The sequence below is a fragment of the Plantactinospora sp. CNZ321 genome, assembly GCF_004217235.1.
This window is the reverse complement of sequence record NZ_SHKQ01000001.1, coordinates 3,492,017-3,512,021: the sequence shown is the minus strand read 5'-3', so window position 1 is coordinate 3,512,021 and position 20,005 is coordinate 3,492,017. Positions and strand designations below refer to the sequence as shown.

The following is a 20,005-nucleotide window of genomic DNA, read 5'->3' as shown; positions in this document are numbered from 1 at the left end:
GTGGACGATTCCGTCGACACGGACCGGATCAGTGAGTTCGTGCATGGCACCCGGATCGGTGACGCCCCGCCGGAGGTGGTCCGTACGGCCCGCCGCCTGCTGCTGGACACCGTGGGTGCGCTGGCCGGCGGCCTGCGGTATCCACCGGTACGGGCGCTCGGGCGGGCGCTGCGGGCCGCCGAACCGACCGGCCCGGACGACCTGCCGTACGCCCGCCTGGTGACCCTCGGTACGGCGGCCACCTGGCTCGACGCCGACTCGGGCGGCTCGTTCCACCCGCAGGGCCATCGACTGCCGCCGGTGCCGACCGCCCATCCGGCGCCGCACTCGCTGCCGATCCTGCTGCACGCCGCCGCGACCGGAGACCTGCCCGACCGCCGGCTGCTGGAGGTGTTCCTGCTGGCCAACGAGGTCGGGATGCGGTTCGGGGTGGCTACCACCCTGCGCCCCGGGCTGCACCCGCACGGTATCCACGGTCCGGTGGCCGCCGCGCTGGCCGCCGCGCTGCTGCGCGGGCTGGATCCGGACGCGACCTCGGCGGCGATCCGGCTCGCCGCGTCCGTGCCGCTGGCCGCGACCCTGGCCGTGCCGATGCGGGGCGGGACGGTCCGCAACCTGTGGACCGGGCTCGGTGCCTATCACGGTGCGGCCGCGGCCGGCCGGGCCGCGGACGGCGCGGCCGCCAGCGCCGCGCTGGTCACCGCCCTGCTGGACGCGGCGGTCTGCACCGACCTCTCCCCCGCCGAGCTGACCGGCGAACTCGGCACCAGGTGGCGGCTCGTCGACAGCTATCTCAAGCCGTACGCCTGCGCGCGGTGGATCCATCCCGCGCTCGACGCCTGGCGGTCGGCGGTGGCCGGGGTGCCCGATCCGGTCTCCGGCCGGGGCGGGCTGGCCGCGATCGAGGTCGACACGTTCGCGTTCGCGGCGTCGCTGGCCGGCACCGAGGTCCGCTCGGACCTGCACGCGAGGTTCTCGCTGCCGGTCAGCCTGGGCACGCTCGCCCTGGACGGTGAGCTGGTCGCCGGCTCGTTCCTGCCGGAGCGGCTCGGTCGGGCGCAGGTCCGGACCCTGGCGGGGCTCGTCCGGGTTCGGGAGGATCCGGCGTTCACCGCGGCCCTGCCCCTGCAACGGCCGACCGCCGTCACGGTGCGCTGGCGGGACGGGTCGTCGAGTACGGCCCGGGTCCGCAACGCCCGGGGAAATCCGGACGATCCGCTGACCGACCGGGAGGTGGCGGAGAAGTTCCACCGCAACGTCGAAGGGGTGCTCGCGGACGGCACCGCCGAGGCCGTCGTCGCCAGCCTGCTCACCGCGGACGGCGGCCGGGGCGACTCGCTGCGGCGGGCGGCGGTGGAGATCCTGGGGGCCTGACGCCGCAGGGCTGACCGGCCCGCACGGTTGGCAATCTGTACCCAGGTCGGCCCAACTGTACGAGCGTGGAGTACTGCGCGTCACCCGAGGCCTGGGGCACACTGCGCGCATGAGTCATCACGGTAGGCAGGTGCCCGACCATCTGCTGATCCGGATCGCGCGGCGGGACGATCCGGTGTCGGCGGTCGCCGAGGACGACGCCCGACGCCGGTCGCACGCCTATCCGAAGCTGATGTGGGGGGCGCCGGTCTTCGGTTACGTCGAGGAGGTGGCCGGCCGGTGGTGCCTGCACAACCTCGGCGCTGACCAGCCGCAGGGAGCCCGGGACGGTCTCGGCTCGCACTTCCGCCGGTTGCTCGGCGCGGCCCCGGACACCGCCGCGCACGCGGCCGAGCGGCGGGAGTACCGGGCGGCGATCCGGCTGCTCGACTGGGAGGTGGTCGACGACCTCACCGTGCATGGCCGCCGCTACCGGATCATCCGCGCCCAGCCCTTCATCCGGATGGGGCCGGACGGGCCCGAACCGCCCCGGCCGACGGACCCCGATCCGCACCCGCCGGGCGGGACCCGGGATACCCGACCCGCGGAGGAGGGCTTCGTGATCGACCCAGCCGCGACCACCGGCCTCGCCGACGGCCTGCTGCGGATCGAGATGGTCCCCGCGTTCTACCGGGCCGGGATCGTCCCCGACGAGGTACGGGCCGACTCCCGCCGGGCACTGGCCAGCCACCCGAACGTGGTGCTGTTGCCGGTCGGCTTCACCATCGGTGAGTACGTCGACCGGGCCTGGCGGCCGCGAACGTGCGACACGTACCCGACGCCGCAGGCCGCCCGCGACTCGGCCGCCTTCCGATTCAGCGACATCATTCCGGGCGAGGACGCCTCGTTGGAGGAGATCAGGGCCGCCTACAGCCGGGCGCTGTCGGAGTTCGAGGCGCCCCGCACGGACGAGTTCGAGATCCGGGGCGTCCGCTGCCGGGTGACCCGGGTCGAGCGGTTCGTCCGGGTCGGCCCGGACGGCCCGGAGGGTCCCCGGCCCTCGGACTGGGATCCGGAGCCGCCGCCGGAGCTGCACTGCCAGCAACTGCGCGCGCAGGGGCTGCTGCCGGAGCCGGACTGAGCCGCGCTCGGCTCCCCGGGGGGTCGGCCGAGGTGGCACCGCCGCCCGCGACGGCCCGGCGCCGGGATGCGGCGCCGGGCCGTCGGCGACGGTCAGCGGCCCGGTAGCGGCACCCGGGACCAGTCGATGTCCGAGCCGAGATAGAAGCTCGGGTACGACGGTTGGTTGTAGGTCGTCTGTTGCCGGGCCACCTCGACCCGGTACTGCGGATCGTGCATCAGGGTGTAGAGCTTGCGGTCGGTCAGCTCGGTGCTCAGGTAGATCCGGATCGCGGAGCTGTCCACCGTGCGGACCAGCATCTCCTCCCGCCAGTCGCCGAGGACGTCCGCGACCAGGCCCGGGTTGCCCTTGGTGCCGTTGTTGGTCCGGGTGCCGTCGGCGGTGAGCAGCCGGCCGCGTTGCCAGTCCTCGATGGTCGGTGTCACCTCCCCGGCGCCGTCGACGATCTGGGTGGTCATGTCGGCCGCCCACCGGATGCTCTGGTTGGTGCCCGGGATCACGGTGCCGAGCAGGTCGCCGTCGGCGGTACGCAGGCCGGGCCCGTCCGGCTGGCCGCCGACCACCGTCGCCCAGGTCTCCAACCCCGGCTCGGCCGGCACGACGTCGCCGACCATGCCCCGGCCGGTGTCCCGACCGGTGTAACCGCCGTAGATCACCTCACCGGTCGCGGCGTCCCGCAGCGCGTAGCCGTACGGCGCCCCGGTCGCACCCTCGTGCACCATGAAGATCTCCAGCCCCGGACGGTTCGGGTCGATGTCGGTGACGTGCATCGCGTCGCCGTGCCCGACCTTCGCCCGGGCGCCCGGGTCGGCGCTGCCGGGCGGCAGGATGCCGTACGAGCTGTACAGCAGGCTGCCGTCGTGGTCGATGGTGGCGCCACCGTAGACGATCTCCTGCTTCCCGTCGGCGTCCACGTCGGCGACGCTGAGCGAGTGCGCGCCCTGGGTGGTCAGGGTGCCGTACTCCGGGTCGGTGCCCTCCCGGCCGTGCGGGCTGTCGTTGAACGGGTTGGTCATCGGCACCCAGCCACTGTCGACGTACCAGTTCTCGCGCAGCCGCCGGCCGTCCCAGCGGTAGGCGACCAGGGTGGCGCGGGTGTAGTAGCCCCGGGCGAAGATCGCCGACGGGTGCCGGCCGTCCAGGTAGGCCACTCCGGCGAGGAACCGGTCCACCCGGTTGCCCGGCTCGATCCGGCTCATCGCGTAGTCGCCCCACATCAGCCCGTCGTCGTGCCGGCCGGGCTTGTACCGGATGGTCTGCAACTCGCGGCCGGTCGCCCCGTCGAAGACGGTCAGGTACTCCGGCCCGTCCACGATGAAGCCCTGGAACGCCCGCAGCGCGTTGCGGGTGCTGCGGGCCGGGGCGTAGACGTCGACGAAGTGGTCGACCAGTGCCTCGGCGTCGGTCCTGGACAGCGGGTACGTGTACGCCGGGGCGATGCCGAAGGCCTGCTCCAGGGTTGCCGGCCAGCGTCCGGCCCGCACCTCCGGGTGCCGGTGCCAGCCGAGGAAGAGGTCGACGAGCTTCTGCCGGTATCCCTCCGGGCTCAGCCGGTAGTCGTCGGTGTGCGCGTAGCCGGCCCGGACGTCCTCGCGGGGCATCGTGACGTACCGCTCGGAGACGACCCGGCCGCGCCGGTCGTACCGGGTGACCTTGGTGCCGGGGGCGGTCTTGAGCATCATCTCGGCGCGGTTGTCGCCGTCGAAGTCGTAGACCAGGAACTGCGTGTAGTGTGCCCCGGCGCGGATGTTGACGCCGAGCGAGACGCGGTGCAGCAGGGTGCCGTCGAGTTCGTAGGTGTCGAGGTACACCTCGCCGGTGTAGCCGACCTGGGAGACGTCCTTGGAGTTCGACGGGTCCCACTTGACGACGTACTCGTACTGCCCGTCGCCGTCGACGTCGCCGACGCTGAGGTCGGAGGCCGAGTAGGTGTACGCCTCACCGGTCGGGGTCACCCCGTCGGCCGGCCGGCGCAGCGGCAGGTCGTAATGGCCGTCGGCCCACGCCGTCACCGGTGCGCCCCGGGCGCCGGTCCGGCCCCGGAGCACCGGCGCGACCTGGTAGGCGGCGGTGGCGCTGCCGGCCCGGTCGAGATAGTTGGTGCTGTCGGTGACGGTGGCGATCCGCCGCCCGTTGCGGTAGACGGCGAAGTCGGCTCCGGTCAGGCCGGTACGGCTCCGTCCGGTCGCCTCGGTGCCGAGCAGCCGCCAGCTGAGGAACACCCCGTCGGGGGTGGCGACCGCGACGAGTCCGCGGTCGAGACGTTCGAGGCGGGGTCCGTGCTTACCGGCGCCGCCCGGCTGGGCGGAGACGGCCGTCGGACCGCCGACCAGCAACGCGGTCACCGAGAGGCCCGCGACGAGGGCCCGGGACAGTACGGCGATCGGCCGGCCTCGCCTGCTTCGAAATGTCATGGGTCTCCAATGTGGGTACGACCCGATCCTCCGGGTGGGACGAACTACGACCGGGCTGAAACGATACAATCCACTGAGAATTCTGTATCCGTCGCAGCCTTGTCAAGGCTGTCCGGCCAGCTTCGTCGGCCGCGCCGCGCCGCTCGCACCCGGTCCCGGAGGCAGGCCTGGTCACCCCTCGACGGCGACATCCAGGACCAGACAGGCGATGGTGAGGGCCAGGAAACCGCCGGCGTAGCCCATGTTGTGGAATACCCGGGCCCGCAGGTGCGCGGTCACCGCCCCGACGAAGAACAGCACCAGGCCGGTCGCGGCGGCGAGCCCGACCACCGGCACCCCGAGCAGGCCGAGCAGCAGCCCGGCCACTCCGGCGGCCTTGAGGGCGGCGAGCGGCGGCAGCCAGGACTGCGGCACACCGACCTCGGCGCAGTTGGCGAGCACGAACTGGACCCGGGCCAGGTCGGCGGCGGCGCTCCAGGCGCAGGCCACCATGGTCAGGACGGCCACCACGACGTACGCGGTCAGCATGCCACGCCCCCGGCGGACCGGCCCGGGCGGATGATGCGGGGCGCCATCGGTACTCTCACAGCGTCGGTCTCCTCGTCTCTGACGGATACGGTCGTCTCGGGTAGGTCACCCCCCATGACGTCTGACACCTGGAGAAGGTGACCCGTGAGCACCGATGAATTCCTCGCCGACCGGTTCGCTCGCGACCGGCAGCACCTGGGGGCGGTCGCGTACCGCCTGCTCGGCTCGCTGCCCGACGCGGAGGACGCCGTACAGCAGGCGTGGCTGAAGGCCAGCCGGACCGACCTGGCTGAGGTCCGGAACCTGACCGGCTGGCTGACCACCGTCACCGCCCGGGAGTGCCTGGACATGCTGCGGGCCCGACGCCGCCGGGCCGAGCTCGCCCTCCCCGACCCTGAGTTCCCGGCACCGGGCGCGGCCCCGGTGCCCGCCCCGGCACGGACCGCCGAGGAGGAGGTGCTGCTCGCCGAGTCGGTGGGGCTGGCGCTGCTGGTGGTGCTGGATCGGCTCTCACCGGCGCAACGGGTCGCCTTCGTGTTGCACGACCTCTTCTCGGTACCCTTCGAGGAGGTCGGCCGGGTGCTGGACCGCTCGCCGGTGGCGGCGAAGAAGCTGGCGAGCCGGGCCCGGGACCGGGTGCACGGTCCGGCTCCCCGGGAGCAACGGCTCGCCGCCCGGCACCTCCCGCTCGTCGCGGCGTTCCTCGCCGCGTCCCGGGGCGGTGACCTGGCAACCCTGCTCGAACTGCTGGCACCCGACGTCGTACGCCGGGCCGATCCGGTACTGCTGCCCGCCGGAATGCCGACCGAACTGCGCGGGGCGCGAGCGGTGGCTGAGGAGACCCGGCACTTCGCCGCCCGGGCCCGGACGGGCGGCCCCGCCTGGGTCGACGGTGGCCCGGGAATCGTGATCGCTCCGCGCGGCCGGCTGATGGTCGTGCTTCGCCTCAGCGTCGAGGCGGGCCGGATCCGCACCATCGAGGTGATCGGCGACCGGGACCGGCTCGACAGGGTGACCATCGGGGTGTTCGCCACCGCCGGGTGGTCGCGGAAACACGTGGGATAGTTTCCGGCGCTTCGCTGCGGCCGTCCCGGATCACAGCCGGGCCGTCCCGGGTCGGCCTACCGCAGCACGCCGCGGACGGCCCGCTCGAACTCGGCCCGGCGCAGCGATGCGCCGAAGACGGGTCCGCCGGGTTCGAGCAGCCGCCCCGCGCGGAGGCTGTCCAGCCGTACGGCGTCGTAGCCGATCCGCTCGACGAGCTCGGCCACCAGATCGGTCGCGGTCCTGTCGTCGCCGGCCACGCCGAGCGCGCGCCGGTCCGGGTCGCCCACCGGCCGGCGCTCCTCCTCGATCTGGTGGTAGCCGGCGTGGTTGAAGGTCTTCACCACCGTCGACCGGTCGAGCCGGCGGGCCACGATCTCGCTGCTGCCGTACCGGGGGTCCTCGAACATCTCCTGTACGCCGTCGGTCGGCGGCCAGTAGTTCATCGGGTCGACGACCAGCTTGCCGGCGACCAGTCCAGGGTCGAAGTCCGGAAACCGGCGCAGCGGGATCGCCAGCACCACGAGGTCGGCGTCGCGTACGGCGTCGGCGGCCCAGCGTGGTTCGGCGCCCGGCACCAGGATCCGGGTGATGAGTGCGATCTCCTCCGGGTCGCCGGAGGCGGCGATGTTCACCGGATAACCGGCGGCGAGCGCGACCCGGGCGATCACCGGGCCGACGTGTCCGGCGCCGAGCACGGCGATCCGGGGCAGCAACGATCCGGTCATGATCGGGAGGTTCTCACAGCCGTCCTCCCGTCTCGTTGACGCGTGCAGCATAGCCGGCAGCTCCGCCGGCCGGAGCGGTACTCCCGGCACGGGCTCGCCGCCCACGTTGCCCCGGGGGCGCGACCGGCAGCTCAGCTGCCAGCTCGGGTCGGCGGCTGCGCCTCGCCGGCCGTCAACGCGTCGTCGGCGGCGGTGAGCAGCCGATCCACTTCGGTACGTCGGACGACCCGGATCCCGAGGACCGCGGCTGTCACGACCGCCGCACAGGCGGCAACCACCAGCAGGTTGCTCGTGGCCTCGACGGTGCGCATGTACTCGCCGCCCTGTGCGGTGGCGGAGCGGTACCACAGCGCCGCGCCGATGTTTGCGGGCACGGCGAGCACGGTGCTGATCCACCACCCGGTCACCGGTGCCGTTGGTGCCGTGGGCAGTCCGGCGCGCCGGAGCCGGACCGCCCAGTTGGCGGTGGTGGCGACGGCGACGAGGAGCGCGAGCAGCACCAGCCAGGCCGTTGCGGTACGGAGTTCGTCAAGCCCGAGCAAACTGTCGATCATCTCCACCGTGCCGGACCCGTCGTGGGTCACCACGCCGATCCGGCGCTCGTACGCGGCGAGGGCGACGATCGCGTACAGGACGTCGAGGACGGCGAGTGCGGCAAGCGCGGGCACGGCGCCCCGGGCGGGCGCGGCGAGACGGGGAACGGGCACGCGCCGACGGTAGCGGAAGACGAATTCGCCTTCGGTATATCGGTCGACCAAATAGCTTGCTATTATGTTCCGCATGATAGCGGCGGAGCACCAGCCGAACGAGGAAAACGACCGGCACACCCAACTGCTGCGCGGCGTGCTGGACATGTGCCTGCTGGCACTCCTGGCCCGCCAACCGGCCCACGGCTACGAGCTGGTGCGCCGCATGGAGACGGCCGAGTTCGGCGTGATCAGCTACGGCACCATCTATCCGCTGCTGACCCGGATGCGTCGCCTCGGCCTCGTCGCCGACGAGCAGCAGGCGAGCCCGAGCGGCCCGCCCCGGAAGGTCTACGCGCTGACCGACCTCGGCCGGGCGCACCTGGATGCCTGGCAGAAGCAGTGGAACCAGTTCGCCGACAGTGTCGGCGCCCTCCTCGACGCACCCGACCACGACCCCAGCAGGAGTTGACCGTGAACACCATCAACAGCGTTCTGGCCGAGGCCGAGCGGGCCTGGCGGGCTCACGGGGTCGTCCGGGCCGATCGGGCGACACTCGCCGGCGATCTGCGCCTCGACCTGGAGGCCGCAGCCGCGGATGGCGGCGATCCGGTGCAGTTGCTCGGGGGCGACGTGACCGGTTTCGCCCGGCGGCTCGCCGACGAGGCCGGTGTCCGCCGGGTGCGCCGGTACTACGGACGGCTGCTCGGCACCGCGTTGATCGGTGCGGTGCTCGGCAGCCTGCTCGGCTACGGCGTGCTGGCCGGGCTGTACCCGGTATTCGTGCACGCGTTTGACATCCCCCGCTCGATCACGATACCGGTCCAGCTCGCCGTCGCCGTCTTCTACGGCGTGCCGGCCGCCGTCGTGGTCGCGGGTGCGGTCACCACGGTCCGGCTCTGGCTGCACGATGTGCCGGAGATCAGGAGGACGGCCCGGCTGATGGCCCTGCTGCTCCCGGTGGCCGGCATCGTCGCCACGCCGGTCACCATGGGGTTCGCCTCGTCGACCGACTACAGCACGGCGCCAGGGGTCTTGTTCGTGGAGGTCGCCATCGTGTTGGCGACGCTCGCCGGTGCCACGATCCTGGCCCGCCGACTGGCGCTTCGGGAGCGCCCGCAGACCTCGGGCCCGCCGTCTCCGCACTCCACGCAGGTCAACTCGGCCTGACGGGTCCGGCAGCGGCGGTGGCAGGATCTACGGCATGGAGTTCGCCGAGGTGATCCGCCGCCGCCGGATGGTACGCCACTATGCCGACCGACCACTCGGTCCCGACGTCCCCGTGGTGGACGTCCCGGCGCACACGGCCGCGTTCAAGGCCGAGTTCGGCATCCCCGACGAGTACTCGCCGATCGGTGGCATCTGCGTCGGCTACCGGGCCGACGACCTGCCGCCGCAGAGTCCTGGCATCGCCGGACGCCGCCGTAGCCGCGACGAGGTGATCCACCATGGACAGTGGGGTCGCCGGCAGTCGTGAAGCGGTACGCCCGCGGAGCCGGTACGCCCGCGCAGCCGGTACACCCGCGCAGCCTCAGCCGAAGCGCCCGGGTGCGCCGTCGGCGAACGGCCAGGTGATCCGCTCCGCCCGCAGGTCGGCCACGAGACCGCGCACGTAGCGCAGTTCCGCGTCGATGACCTGGCGCTGGTACTCCGCCTCGACCACGAAGAGCCGGGGCAGGAACCTGGCGACCTCGGCGATCTCCCGGTCCAGGGCGGCGAGCCGCTCCTCCAGCCGGGTCACCCGCAACGTCAGCGCCTCGACCGCGTCCGTCGGCGAGAGGTTCGGTAGAAACGACAGCGCGGCCGGGAACTCGGGATACTCCGCCGCCGGGGTGGCGAGCATCGTGCGGAGCCAGTCGGCCAGGGTGGCCAGGCCGGCATCCGTGATCCGGTACGTCGTGCGCTCCGGCCGGTTCTCGGCGCGTTCGGTCGCGGCGACGGCCACCAGCCCGTCCCGGGCCAGCCGCTGGGTCGTCTGGTAGACGCTGTTGCGCTGGCTGACGTTGACCACGTCGTCCTTGCGCCGCTCCTTGATCAACTGCTGCATCCGGTACGCGTGCATCGGCTCCTCGGTGAGCATCGAGAGCACGGCCAGCGCGAGTACGGAACGGCGCGGTGCGGACACCTGCCGAGCCTAACCGGTACCGCGCACCTAGCCATAAAATGTATAGTCATTCTATGACTACGACCCCTCACTCCCCTGTTCCGGATTCCCTCGCCCGACGGCTCGCGCTCGGCGCCGTCGTCGGACCCGTGCTGTTCACCCTCGCCTGGCTCGTCCTCGGCGCCGTCAGCCCGGGATACACCCTCTTCGACCACCGGTTCACCGACTACTCGCCGATCAGCCAGCCGATCAGCGGGCTCGGGATGGGCGTGACGGCGCCGTACATGAACACCGCCTTCGTCGTCTGTGGGCTGGTCCTGGTCGCCGGGGTGGTCGGGGTGTTCCGCACCCTTCCGGCCGACCGGCCCACCCTGCGCCGCTGGTCGATAGCGCTGCTGGCCTGTAGCGGGATCGGGCAGGCCGTCTGCGGGATCTTCAACCTGGAGGCGATGATGCCGCACACCCTCGGCTTCGTCCTCGCCATCGGCACACCGGTCGCCGGCTTCCTGGTCGCCGGACGGTACCTCCGGGGCGTCCCCGGCTGGCGGCGGTTCGGTACCTGGCTGCTGCTCGGCAGCCCGCTGACCCTGATCCTGCTCGTCGCCTTCTTCGCGACGTTCCAGCCGACGGCGGACGGCGCCGAACAGGGCGTCGCCGGACTCGTGCAGCGGCTCGGGATCCTGGAGCTGCACGCCTGGTTCGTGGCGATGGGCTGGCTCGCGTACCGGGGTGCCCGGCCGGTGCCGCCGGGCCGGCCGGAGGGTTCGCCGCTACCGGCGACGGACGACCACCCAGACGCTCAGGACGGTACGGCGGGACGCACGGCCTCGCCGGCAACCGGGCGGTCGTAGCCACGCTGCGCGCCGCCCTGCGGATACCCACGGCAGGGCGGCAGGCCCCGGTGGCAGGTGCCGACGGGTTGTTGTGTGCGGCCTCGACCAGCCGGCACGTCCGTCACGCACCGGTCCACTCGACCAATCCGTCCGGACGCAACCTGGCGCCGTCCGCCACGCGGTGCGGGCTCAACCGCCCGTCCGGCATGAGGTGCCGCGCGGGCACGGCGCGGCTCAGCACCGTGACATCGGCGATCAGGCGGCGGTGGCAACGCCACCACACGCTCTCGCTGCACATCACCGCGACCGTGCACTCCGCCGCCCGGTCAAGCACAAGATCCAGGGCCGCCCGGAACTCCGGCGTACGGGTGTGTGCCGCGTAGGCACGGAACGCCGGCACGGTCCACCAGGTGTCCTGCTCGGGTGCGTCGGCCGGACGATGCCGCCGGCCGCCGAGCCGCTCCTCCCACCGATAGTCGATCCCCAGCTCCGGCAGCCAGTGCGCCAACGCGTCCCGCTGTACATCGGGATTGGTGCGGCTGCCGGGGAAGCGGCGTACGTCGACGACCAGCTCAACGCCGGCACCGGTCAGCAAGTCGCCCAGCGCGGCACGAGGCAACGGCCCGTGACCTACCGTCAGCAGGGCTGACGGGCGTTCTGTCGTCTGCACAGACCGATCATCGCGCGCCGCTCTGCCGCCAGGTGCGGACATGACCGGGCAGCAGGCGGGCAGATCCCCTCGCCCCTACGCCTCCGACCGGCTGCTGATCCTAGAATCCCGACCACCGGCCCGGGCGCCGATCGCGAAGTCAAAATTGGCCGTGACCAGGCGATGATCGGACGGGAACTCGGTCGGGTTGTCCCTGGGCGGCGGATGCACCCGGTACGTCATCGGCACGAGCGACTCTGCGACGGTGGTGAGAATGAAGTCGATCAGTTGTCCGTCGCCCTCCTCGTCGGCGCAGTTGGTGGTGGGCCGGTATGCCTGATGGTGGGATGTGCCGCTATGCCAGGCGAGGTCAGGCGCGGCGTGGAAGCCGCAGCCGCCGATCCGTTCGCCGTGGTCGTCGGACCATGCGCCGATGAGATGGTCGACGGCCTCCGTCTGATCGACCCAGATGCGGTCGGCGCGTTGGCGGGCCTTCTGGCTCCGGGCGCGGTAGTCCGCCAGCTCCCAGTTCCGCTTCGGATACGAGGGCCCGGAGGCAGTCTCGTTAAGGTCCCCCAACACGAGCATCGGTAGCCGGTATCTGCCGTACCGGTCGATTCGGGCGGCCTGGCGTAGCCGGGTCACGCCGGAGCGGGGATCCCAGTGCTCGATGAGGACACCGAATTCGACACCGGTGGCCCGGACGCGGAAATGGGCCAGCCCGCGTTTGTCGTCATGGGTCGGATAGCCGGTGTCGCTGTACCAGCTGGTGAGGGTCAACGCCGTCGGGTCGTAGAGTAGGGCCGGTTCGATGGGTCCGCGCTCCCGCCAGCCGAGTTGCCCGACGTACGGGCGGTCAAGTTGCTGGGCGAGGGCATCAGTGGCGGCAAGCAGTCCGAGGTTGCCGTCACGCGCCCACTCCTTCGCCTCGTTGATCGCTATTAGCGTTGGCGCCTTGTCGAGGTGTGCGAAAGCGCGACGGAGCCGGTCGAAGTCGAAGCCGCCGTCGGCCAGCAGCCCACCGCCCTCGAAATTGAACAACGCCACTCCGACGTGCCCCATGATTCCCTGCACGGTCACTCCCTTGCCGTCCATGGCTACGGTCTGGCCTTCGATCGCTGTGGCCCGGCTGGGCGCAGGTGGATTCCGGCCTGTCGCAGCCGATCTCCGACGTAGACGCCAGACACTCCACCGGCTGCGGCGAGCGCGGATATCGTCTCCCCGGCGCGGTAGCGCGCGACGATCTGTTCGTCGGGGATGGCGGCCTGTCGCCGGACCGGGCCGGGACGCATACGCACCCGGGCAGCCAGGAGACGGTCTCGGACGTAGCCACGTGACATGCCGGTGCGGTAGGCGATCCAGCCAATCGACTCGCCCGCCTCGTAACGGGCGACGATCTGCTCGTCGGTCGGGATGTCGCGTACGCGTGGCCGGCGCCCCTGCTTGCGGCGGGGAATCTCCAGCGCGACCAGGAGGTGGTGGACATGGCCGTGCGAACAGCCGATCGTCGTGGCGATTTCCATGATCGACCACCAGTCGACGAGGTAGCGGTCCACCAGGTAGCGGGTGACGATCCGGGCGGCCCAGGAGGGCAGCGGGGTCATCTGCCTCGTCCGCGCGATCGCCATCACCGCACGGTCGGCCTGTTGCGCGAACACCTCGTCCGCCTCCCGAGCCGGGCCCGTCTCCGCCCCGTCGCCGGATGCCACCTGTTCGCCCGGGACAGCACCGGTAGGACCGGATAGGCCCCGGCGCTGCGATATCCCCAGCTCTGCCAGTAGGTTGTTGATCCGGTCATGCGGGCACCTGATCGACCGGGCGATTTCCGCGACCGACCACTCGTCATCCAGGTACCGGTCGGTGAGGTAGCGGATGACGATGGTCGCCGCCCAGTCCGGCAGGTCCGCCAGCGAGTACGCTTCCGCCGGCCGTCCCGACCGCCGCGCGCCGTCATCGAGACGGTCGGCACGCGGGGCCAGGGCGGTCGTCGAGAACCGCTGGCCCGGTCTGCGGCGGGGGATCCCAGCCTCGACCAGCACCCGACGGATGTGCACCTGGGTGCATCCGGTCGAGTTGGCGATCTCGGGGATCGTGCACCCGTCGACAAGGTATCGGTCGACCAGGTGGCGAGTGACGATGCGGGCCGCCCAGTCGGGCACGCTGCCCAGAGAGTTCGTCCAGGTCCAGCCCGGCGGCGGTTCGGCTGCGGTGGCGCCGCCCGGCCAGGCGATCCGATCGGCCGGAACCGGGCCCGACCTGGGCCGCTCACCCCGGTTTCGACGCGGTATCCCCGCCTCCACCATCACCCGGTGGAGGTGGCTGGCCGAGCAATCCACCGACCTGGCAATCTCCTCGAGCGTCCACCGGTCGAACACGTACCGCTCGGCAAGGTGTTGGGTGACGATGCGGGCCGCCCAGTGCGGCACCTGCGCCATTACACTGTTTCTTCCGCGTCGTGGTGAGGTCGCCGCAGCCCGCGAGCTGTCAGGCACTGGAATGGGCTCTTCCATCAGCGGTGCGGTGGTAGCGAGGCCGGGTGGCGCGGACCGCAGCCGAGCAGGAGTTGCGCGGCCGCAGCCCCGCGATGAGGTAACTGGCCGACGGGAAGCCACTCGCTGCCCTGGCGGGTGAAGCCGATGTCGGCGAGCCCGGCCGCGACGCGGGGCAGCACCTCCGGGGCGCAGAGCAGGACCCCGTGCCCGTCGTCGTGGCGCAGCGCGTCGAGAGCAGCGGTGGCCCGCCGGACCAGCAGGGAGGGGTGGGCGCCGAGCCGCTCGGTCCGGCCACGCCGGGCCTCGCGCCGCGCGGCGGTAGCCACACGCAGCTGGTGCAGGCGCGGACCGCGACGGCTGCCGTCCGCCCAGTCCAGCCGACGCAGGGCTTGGCGGACGTACCGGTCGATCCAGCTGGGCCCGGTAAGGTCGACTGCGTCGGACATCGAGACGGGGTGGATGTGCCAGTCAGTCTCCGGGCGCAGTGCCTCCCGGGCGTCGACCCAGCCGAGCACCCCTGCCCGGGCGATCCGGAGGACCTCCCATTCCCCGATGCGGTCGACCACCTGCCGCACATCCGGGTGCAGCCCACGGCGCTCCCCTGCTGATGGAGCGAGCAGCTCCTCGTAGTACACCCGCGAGCCGCCGGTCCGGCCGCGGTTCGCGATGGTCCGCACGGTGAGGAAGTAGGCAGGTTCGCCCTGCGGGTGAACGGCCAGCACGGTGATCCAGCGGTTGACCGCCGAATGCCGGTAGTACCACACCGCCGACTCCAACATCCGACGTCGGCGCACACGCAGAACGCCCATTCCGGCCGTACTCCTTTCCCTGGTCGGTGTCGCGGTAACGGAGATCTCCGGCGCGGGTGCCGGGACCGGCGGGCTCACGTGGTCGTCTCCGCCGCCCAGCGCAGCGCCAACCGTTCGACGGCGACGAGACCGCCGAAGAGAGCGCTGCTCAGCAGCGCGAGCAGCGTGACGGCGGCGAACGCGCGCGGGGTGTCGGCTGTCGTGCCGGCGGTGAGGATGACGGCGCCGAGTCCGCTGCTGGAGCTGGACAGCTCAGCGACGACCGCGCCGATGACAGCGAGGGTGCCGCCGGTCTTGAGCCCGACAAGGACCTGTGGCAACGCCCATGGCAGGCGGATCTTCACGAACGTCTGCCAGCGGGAGGCGGAGAGAGAGCGGGCGAGGTCGGCCAGCTCGCGTGGTGTCGAGGTCAGGCCGGCCACCGCCGCCAGCATGATCGGAAAGAAGGCGACCGCCAGGACCAGCGCGATCTTCGGTCGCGGCCCGAAGCCCAGCCAGACCACCAGCAACGGCGCTATGGCGATCTTGGGCACGGAGTGCAGGGCGACGAGGATCGGCAGGACCGCCCGCTCGACCAGCCGGGATGTGGCGATGACGGCGGCGACGACAAGCCCCACGGCCGTCGCCAGGCCGAAGCCGGCGAGCGTGACCGCAGCCGTGGCGGCCGTCTCCTGAAGCAGGTAGCCGGGAGCGGCGACGAACGCACGCACGATATCCGGTGGCGACGGCAGGAAGAACGGATCGATCGAGAAGAGTACGGACGCCAGCCACCAACAGCCGACCAGTCCCGCTGCCGCGAGGCCCGGCAGGATACGGCCGAGGACGCGTCTGCCCCGTCCTGCGACCGGCCCCCTGACCAGCGCGACGACGGCTTTCAGTCTCATGGGTGCCCCCAGGCGTTGACGGACTGTGTGTGAGAGCGGCGCTCGGCGGGGCGGGCGCCGCTCTCCGGGGGGTGAGAGACGACGCCCGCCCAAGGGCCGGCCTCAGCAGGGGCGCCGACCGCTGGTGATGTAGAGCGGGTGACCGTGGATCACCAGGCCCGGGTCGTCGAGCAGGTCGAGCACGGCGTCGAGCTGCCCACGGGTCATGCCTGCGGCCAGCAGGCGAGGCCGGACCTGCCGCAGGACGGCGCCGACGAACCGGGCGCCGGCGCTGCCGCCGGTCCAGTACTCGGCGCTGACGGTCGTGCGCACATCCACCAGTCCGGCGGCCAGCATCAGCGGATGCACGCGGCGGGCCCAGTTGCGGTCGGTACCGGCCGCCTCGAAGACCTTCCTGCCCACCGTCTGCTGGTAGGCCGCGTACGCCTCGGCGGCCGCCGCGCTCGGCGCGGCCACGACGACCTCGTCCCGGGTACGCAGGCTTGCCCAGTCCGCGACCACCAGGGTCCCGCCGGGCACGAGGTCCGCCACCAGGCGGTGCAGGATCGCCTCCCGCTCTGGCAGGTGGCTCAGGACGAGCCTGGCCACGGTCAGATCTTTCGGACCGCCCGGCAGTGGATCGCCGCTGCGTAGGTCGTGCCGGACGCAGAGCAGACGCCGGTGATGCGGGAGCCGGTCGAGGTCCGTGTCGGTGGCGAGGACCCGGCCGTCGTCGCCGACCCGGCCGGCGAGCCACCGGGCGAGACTGCCGCCGCCGGCTCCGACCTCCAGACAGGTGGCGCCGGTCCAGTCACCCAGCTCGGCCAGCCGGGCGGTGGTGACCGGATCCAGGAGGTCGGCGAGCGCGGCGTGATGGTCCGGCGAGTGCGGATCGGCGTTGCTCATCGGATAGGGCTCGGCGCCGATCTCGGGTGCCACGCTCACCGGAGGCTCCCCGCGATGTTGACGTTGACCACCTGCCGGGGCAGCTCCGGATTCGCCCCGCCGGGCAGCAGGCCGACCGACTGCAGGAGCGCCACGCTCCGCACCACCCGCTCCTCCTCCATGGTCCCGACCGGAGCGCCGGAGGCCGGGATCACGTAGGGGCGCATGAGCCGGAGTTCCTCGGCGGCCAGGCGCACGTCCTGCCCCTTGACCGCCTCCGCCAGGATCCGGCCCGCCTCGTCCGGATGCTCCACCGCGTACTCGGCTCCTCGGAGCAGTGCCTGGACGAACCGCCGCAGCAGGTCGGGATTGTCCGCGATGGTCTCCTTCTGCGCGACCACCACACCGCCGAAGAGGTCGCGTAGGTACTCGCTGTAGGGCAGCGCCGACACGGACCGCTTTGCGGCAGCGGCTACACCAGGCTGTCCGACCAGATAGATGCCGATCCCGTCGACCCGGCCGGCAGCCAGATAGGAATTCAGCTGGGGCGCCGACCCGTACTGCCAGCTGACCTTCGTCGCGTCGATCTCCGCGAGTCGGGCATAGGCGGGAAAGAGAATCTCCGGCGCTGCCCCCTTCACCGTCGCCAGGGTGCGCCCCTGCAAGGCGTGGGCGTTCGTGATGCCCGACGCCTCCAGGGACACGATGGAGAGCAGCGTCTGCTGGTGGATCGCCGCCAGGATCTGGAAGCTCGTGTCACGACCGCTGCCGTAGCGGACCAGGGCCCCGGCCGCGTCCACGATGGTGACCTGGGCTCGTCCCGAGCGGATCATCCGATGGTTGTAGTCGCCGGCCTGACCAGGCTGGATATCCACCTCGATACCTGCCTCGGCGAAGAAGCCCTTGTCCCTCGCGACAAACCCGTACGCGTCCCGCCCCTGCGTTCCCAGGGTCGTCACGAAACGCACTCTGTCCTTGTTGGACCGGCCCGCACGGTCCGAGCTGCCGCACGCCGCCGACATCAGCGTGCCACCGGAGACGACACCGGCACCGGCGACCAGGGCGGCGCGGCTGAGGGCCGTCCGGCGGCTGATGACGGCGGGCCGGCGGGAAGTCCGAAAGCCCGGCCAACGATGCTGCTCGGCCGAGCGCTTCGGAGCCAGCGCTATCGTGAGCATTATCTGGAACCTCCCAATGCAATGGATGCGAGCCGAGATGGCTGTCCCGCTCGGCGGCAAGGTAGGGAAGCACCGGACCGACATGCATGATCGACGTGGATCGCCGGAAATCGCCGGCGGCCGGATGCCGCCCACAACAAAACCCGACCGGAAATGCACGTAGAAGATCCCGGGAAAGGCGGAGCCGGCGGTACGAAGGGGCGCCCAGGGAGGTACGCGGCGGGAACGGCTACGTCAAAGTCCTGGCTTCCGTCGCGCGGATGGTCGTGCTCGCGTGCTGAGGAGGTGGGTTGCTATGCCTCGGCTGTGCGGTCGATCTCACACGTGAAGGCAAAGGCAGATCGGAAGCATCCGAGAGCGGCTCCAGCGCCCGACCGGTGTGGACGCACGAACCAGTGCCGAGATCGGCACGCAGCTGCTATCGCTATCCCCGAAGCGGGAGCACGAGCTGGTCCATGCACGGGGCTTCAGGCGTGTGCTGGGCAGTTCCTATCTGCTTCCAACCCCAGCGGACGTACATGGATCGGGCGGGCGACTCCGGCGTGGTGGTGAGTATGGCGAAAGGCTCTGGCCGGCCGGCCAGCAGGAGGTCGAGAAGTCGCCGCGCCAGCCCTCGCCCCCGAAAAGCACCAGCGACGTTCAGTTCGATCACGGCAAACTTCGACGCTTCAAGCACTTCGGCCGGAGGATCATCACGCCGGTGCGAGGCCCACCAGACGCCGGGCGGAAAGGGCAGTCCGAAGGCGAAGCCCGCCAACTCGTCAGTAGCGCCACGCCTGGCGAGCGTCGCGGCGAACCCGGGCCGCACCGCCTGCCGGTTGGTTCGCTTGAGGAACGTTTCGCGAGCGTACAGCGGCGAGTCTCCCTGCGGTCCCTCGCCGTGTACGGCCACGTAGAGCGCGGTTACCTCGTCGAGCGTGGCCAGGAAGGCCGGACCGTCGATGCGCTCCAAGGCAAAACCGTCACTCACGGCGCACCCGCGCGGACATTCGTTAATATTTCCGCGTACTGCCGAACCGCCGGCAGTCGTCGGTCCTCGGCCCTAACGCTCGTCAAGACATAGTCAGCGATTGCCAACAGGTAACGACCGGGCGCGTTCATCTGCACGACATCAGCGGCATGGTCCACGCCTGCCCGAACATCGCCGCATCGGATAATCGACAGAGCACGGTGCATCTCGACCTGGGCTCGACCAAGAGTCTGGTCGGGTCGATATGCTTGTACCGCTAGATCCTGCGCTCGTTCCGCCTCATTCAATGGGCCCGCAGTCGAGTAGACAAAAGAACGGCTATGAAGGACGTGCCGATCGCCCCACGAAAAGACCGGTGCAGCGTCCGTGCTCGTTGATCTTGTCATTGCCATGGCATCCAAACACTTGATGGCACCGAGCTTGTCTCCCAGCAGGGCCAGTGCCTGCGCTCTGGCAGCGAGCAAAAGTCCATGCCCCACGCTGCGGTTGCCACCTTCACCACCTTCGATCGTGGCAAGCGCTTCATCGGTGAGCGAAAGAATGACGGCCGGAGGTCGACTCGCATAGAACCCCGCGATTGCCTCCTGCCCCCGCGTCCATAGACAAAGCTCAGCCGAGCCGCTAGCGTGCGCGTAACGCCTTCCGAGCAGCCAGGCGTGTCGGGCTTCGCGGGGGTGCCCAGCATCAGTGCACGCCATGCCCAGGATGCCAGCGAGACGTCCAGCGGCCTCGCACAGATCCGCTCGTCGTGGCCCATCCGGCGCCGATTCAATAACACGCAGCAACGCTGCGAGATCATGGCCAAGCTCCACGAGCAACTGGGACTTCGATCTCGTCGGGTAGGCATGGCCGTACTCGAAGGCGACGGCGAGCCAGTCCCCTGCGGTCATGGCACCGTAGCCTGAAGCCAGCAGGCTGGCGGGGAAGGCGGCACCTGCGCCGACAGCCAGAGAAGCCGAAAAGAATGCCCGTCGGTCCACAACACTATCCTCGAGATCGCCTCGCGTCAGGTGAGACACGCTCCTTGACAGTAGGCGGTCCTGAGCCGGTGCCGCCAGTGCCTGCGACATGGCTTCCACCGGACCTACCAACGTCTCAAACGGGTATCCCCAGAACGCCTCGGCGACTCGTTGCGCTGCTTGGCGCGGCCGGCCGACCTTGCCGTCCATCCAGCGGCGAAGCTGCCGGATGGAGAGGGTTACGTCTTCGCCCAGCTCACGGGCGGTTCGCTCGAACGCGGCACACGTTTCCTCTATCGTCCAGCGCCCCTCTCGTACGAGGCGACTAAGCAGAGTGGGGTGCAGGGCCGTTACCACGCAGTCCACGGT

Annotated in this window: 21 protein-coding genes; 7 read left to right on the top strand and 14 right to left on the bottom strand. The window is 71.1% G+C overall.

What is annotated here, in order from left to right:
* Together EV371_RS15495 and EV371_RS15490 are read left to right on the top strand one after the other, a co-directional pair.
* A complete protein-coding gene (locus EV371_RS15495; RefSeq protein WP_165436707.1) occupies positions 1-1,374 on the top strand; it encodes an MmgE/PrpD family protein in 1,374 nt (457 codons plus the stop codon).
* Between the two features lie 109 nt (positions 1,375-1,483).
* Positions 1,484-2,494, top strand: coding sequence for a DUF5954 family protein (locus EV371_RS15490; RefSeq protein WP_130462654.1), 1,011 nt, complete (start codon positions 1,484-1,486; stop codon positions 2,492-2,494).
* A 92-nt stretch (positions 2,495-2,586) separates the two neighbouring features.
* Here the strand turns inward: EV371_RS15490 and EV371_RS15485 are convergent, their stop codons facing one another.
* Both EV371_RS15485 and EV371_RS15480 read right to left on the bottom strand, forming a co-directional pair.
* Positions 2,587-4,908 (bottom strand): rhamnogalacturonan lyase, encoded by a 2,322-nt coding sequence (locus EV371_RS15485; RefSeq protein ID WP_130462653.1) that lies wholly within the window; start codon positions 4,906-4,908, stop codon positions 2,587-2,589.
* Between the two features lie 171 nt (positions 4,909-5,079).
* Positions 5,080-5,436 carry a DoxX family protein gene (locus EV371_RS15480; protein ID WP_130462652.1) on the bottom strand — a complete coding sequence of 119 codons (357 nt, stop codon included), beginning with the start codon at positions 5,434-5,436 and terminating at the stop codon, positions 5,080-5,082.
* A 144-nt stretch (positions 5,437-5,580) separates the two neighbouring features.
* Between EV371_RS15480 and EV371_RS15475 the strand changes: the two genes are divergently transcribed.
* A complete protein-coding gene (locus EV371_RS15475; protein ID WP_130462651.1) occupies positions 5,581-6,501 on the top strand; it encodes a sigma-70 family RNA polymerase sigma factor in 921 nt (306 codons plus the stop codon).
* A gap of 56 nt (positions 6,502-6,557) precedes the next feature.
* On the opposite strand, the gene EV371_RS15470 is transcribed toward EV371_RS15475, so the two are convergent.
* Positions 6,558-7,208: an NAD(P)-binding domain-containing protein gene (locus tag EV371_RS15470; RefSeq protein ID WP_130462650.1), complete on the bottom strand. Its 651-nt coding sequence runs from the start codon at positions 7,206-7,208 to the stop codon at positions 6,558-6,560.
* Between the two features lie 131 nt (positions 7,209-7,339).
* The gene (locus EV371_RS15465) at positions 7,340-7,915 is read right to left on the bottom strand and encodes a hypothetical protein (RefSeq protein ID WP_130462649.1); all 576 of its coding nucleotides are present in this window, start codon (positions 7,913-7,915) and stop codon (positions 7,340-7,342) included.
* A 64-nt stretch (positions 7,916-7,979) separates the two neighbouring features.
* Here EV371_RS15465 and EV371_RS15460 point away from each other — a divergent pair, with 64 nt between their 5' ends.
* From EV371_RS15460 to EV371_RS15450, 3 genes are read left to right on the top strand one after another with little or no spacing between them, the layout of a single operon-like run.
* The gene (locus EV371_RS15460; protein ID WP_349337328.1) at positions 7,980-8,366 is read left to right on the top strand and encodes a PadR family transcriptional regulator; all 387 of its coding nucleotides are present in this window, start codon (positions 7,980-7,982) and stop codon (positions 8,364-8,366) included.
* Between the two features lie 2 nt (positions 8,367-8,368).
* On the top strand, positions 8,369-9,064 hold the full coding sequence (locus EV371_RS15455) for a hypothetical protein (RefSeq protein ID WP_130462648.1): 696 nt from the start codon (positions 8,369-8,371) through the stop codon (positions 9,062-9,064).
* Between the two features lie 34 nt (positions 9,065-9,098).
* The gene (locus EV371_RS15450; protein WP_130462647.1) at positions 9,099-9,371 is read left to right on the top strand and encodes a hypothetical protein; all 273 of its coding nucleotides are present in this window, start codon (positions 9,099-9,101) and stop codon (positions 9,369-9,371) included.
* A gap of 54 nt (positions 9,372-9,425) precedes the next feature.
* On the opposite strand, the gene EV371_RS15445 is transcribed toward EV371_RS15450, so the two are convergent.
* Positions 9,426-10,019, bottom strand: coding sequence for a PadR family transcriptional regulator (locus EV371_RS15445; RefSeq protein ID WP_349337327.1), 594 nt, complete (start codon positions 10,017-10,019; stop codon positions 9,426-9,428).
* 53 nt (positions 10,020-10,072) lie between these two features.
* Here EV371_RS15445 and EV371_RS15440 point away from each other — a divergent pair, with 53 nt between their 5' ends.
* Positions 10,073-10,849, top strand: coding sequence for a DUF998 domain-containing protein (locus EV371_RS15440; RefSeq protein ID WP_165436706.1), 777 nt, complete (start codon positions 10,073-10,075; stop codon positions 10,847-10,849).
* A gap of 103 nt (positions 10,850-10,952) precedes the next feature.
* On the opposite strand, the gene EV371_RS15435 is transcribed toward EV371_RS15440, so the two are convergent.
* From EV371_RS15435 to EV371_RS15395, 9 genes are all read right to left on the bottom strand, one after another.
* On the bottom strand, positions 10,953-11,501 hold the full coding sequence (locus EV371_RS15435) for a DUF488 domain-containing protein (protein ID WP_349337326.1): 549 nt from the start codon (positions 11,499-11,501) through the stop codon (positions 10,953-10,955).
* Positions 11,502-11,576: 75 nt separating this feature from the next.
* Positions 11,577-12,575 carry an exonuclease/endonuclease/phosphatase family protein gene (locus tag EV371_RS15430; RefSeq protein ID WP_130462644.1) on the bottom strand — a complete coding sequence of 333 codons (999 nt, stop codon included), beginning with the start codon at positions 12,573-12,575 and terminating at the stop codon, positions 11,577-11,579.
* A 2-nt stretch (positions 12,576-12,577) separates the two neighbouring features.
* Entirely contained in the window at positions 12,578-13,990 is a 1,413-nt protein-coding gene (locus tag EV371_RS15425; protein WP_130462643.1) for a hypothetical protein, read from the bottom strand.
* Complete coding sequence (locus EV371_RS15420) at positions 13,990-14,781, bottom strand: hypothetical protein (protein ID WP_130462642.1); 792 nt, start codon at positions 14,779-14,781, stop codon at positions 13,990-13,992. Before EV371_RS15420 ends, EV371_RS15425 begins: the two co-directional genes overlap by 1 nt.
* Positions 14,782-14,855: 74 nt before the next feature.
* Positions 14,856-15,665, bottom strand: a complete 810-nt coding sequence (locus EV371_RS15415; RefSeq protein WP_130462641.1) for an ABC transporter permease subunit — start codon at positions 15,663-15,665, stop codon at positions 14,856-14,858.
* Between the two features lie 102 nt (positions 15,666-15,767).
* Positions 15,768-16,589: a class I SAM-dependent methyltransferase gene (locus EV371_RS15410; protein ID WP_349337323.1), complete on the bottom strand. Its 822-nt coding sequence runs from the start codon at positions 16,587-16,589 to the stop codon at positions 15,768-15,770.
* Positions 16,586-17,488, bottom strand: a complete 903-nt coding sequence (locus tag EV371_RS15405) for an ABC transporter substrate-binding protein (RefSeq protein WP_165436705.1) — start codon at positions 17,486-17,488, stop codon at positions 16,586-16,588. The genes EV371_RS15410 and EV371_RS15405 overlap by 4 nt, the downstream gene beginning before the upstream one ends.
* A gap of 643 nt (positions 17,489-18,131) precedes the next feature.
* Complete coding sequence (locus EV371_RS15400) at positions 18,132-18,659, bottom strand: N-acetyltransferase (RefSeq protein ID WP_130462639.1); 528 nt, start codon at positions 18,657-18,659, stop codon at positions 18,132-18,134.
* 14 nt (positions 18,660-18,673) lie between these two features.
* Positions 18,674-19,993, bottom strand: coding sequence for an NsdA family TPR-like regulatory protein (locus EV371_RS15395; protein WP_165436704.1), 1,320 nt, complete (start codon positions 19,991-19,993; stop codon positions 18,674-18,676).
* Between the last annotated feature and the right edge of the window lie 12 nt (positions 19,994-20,005).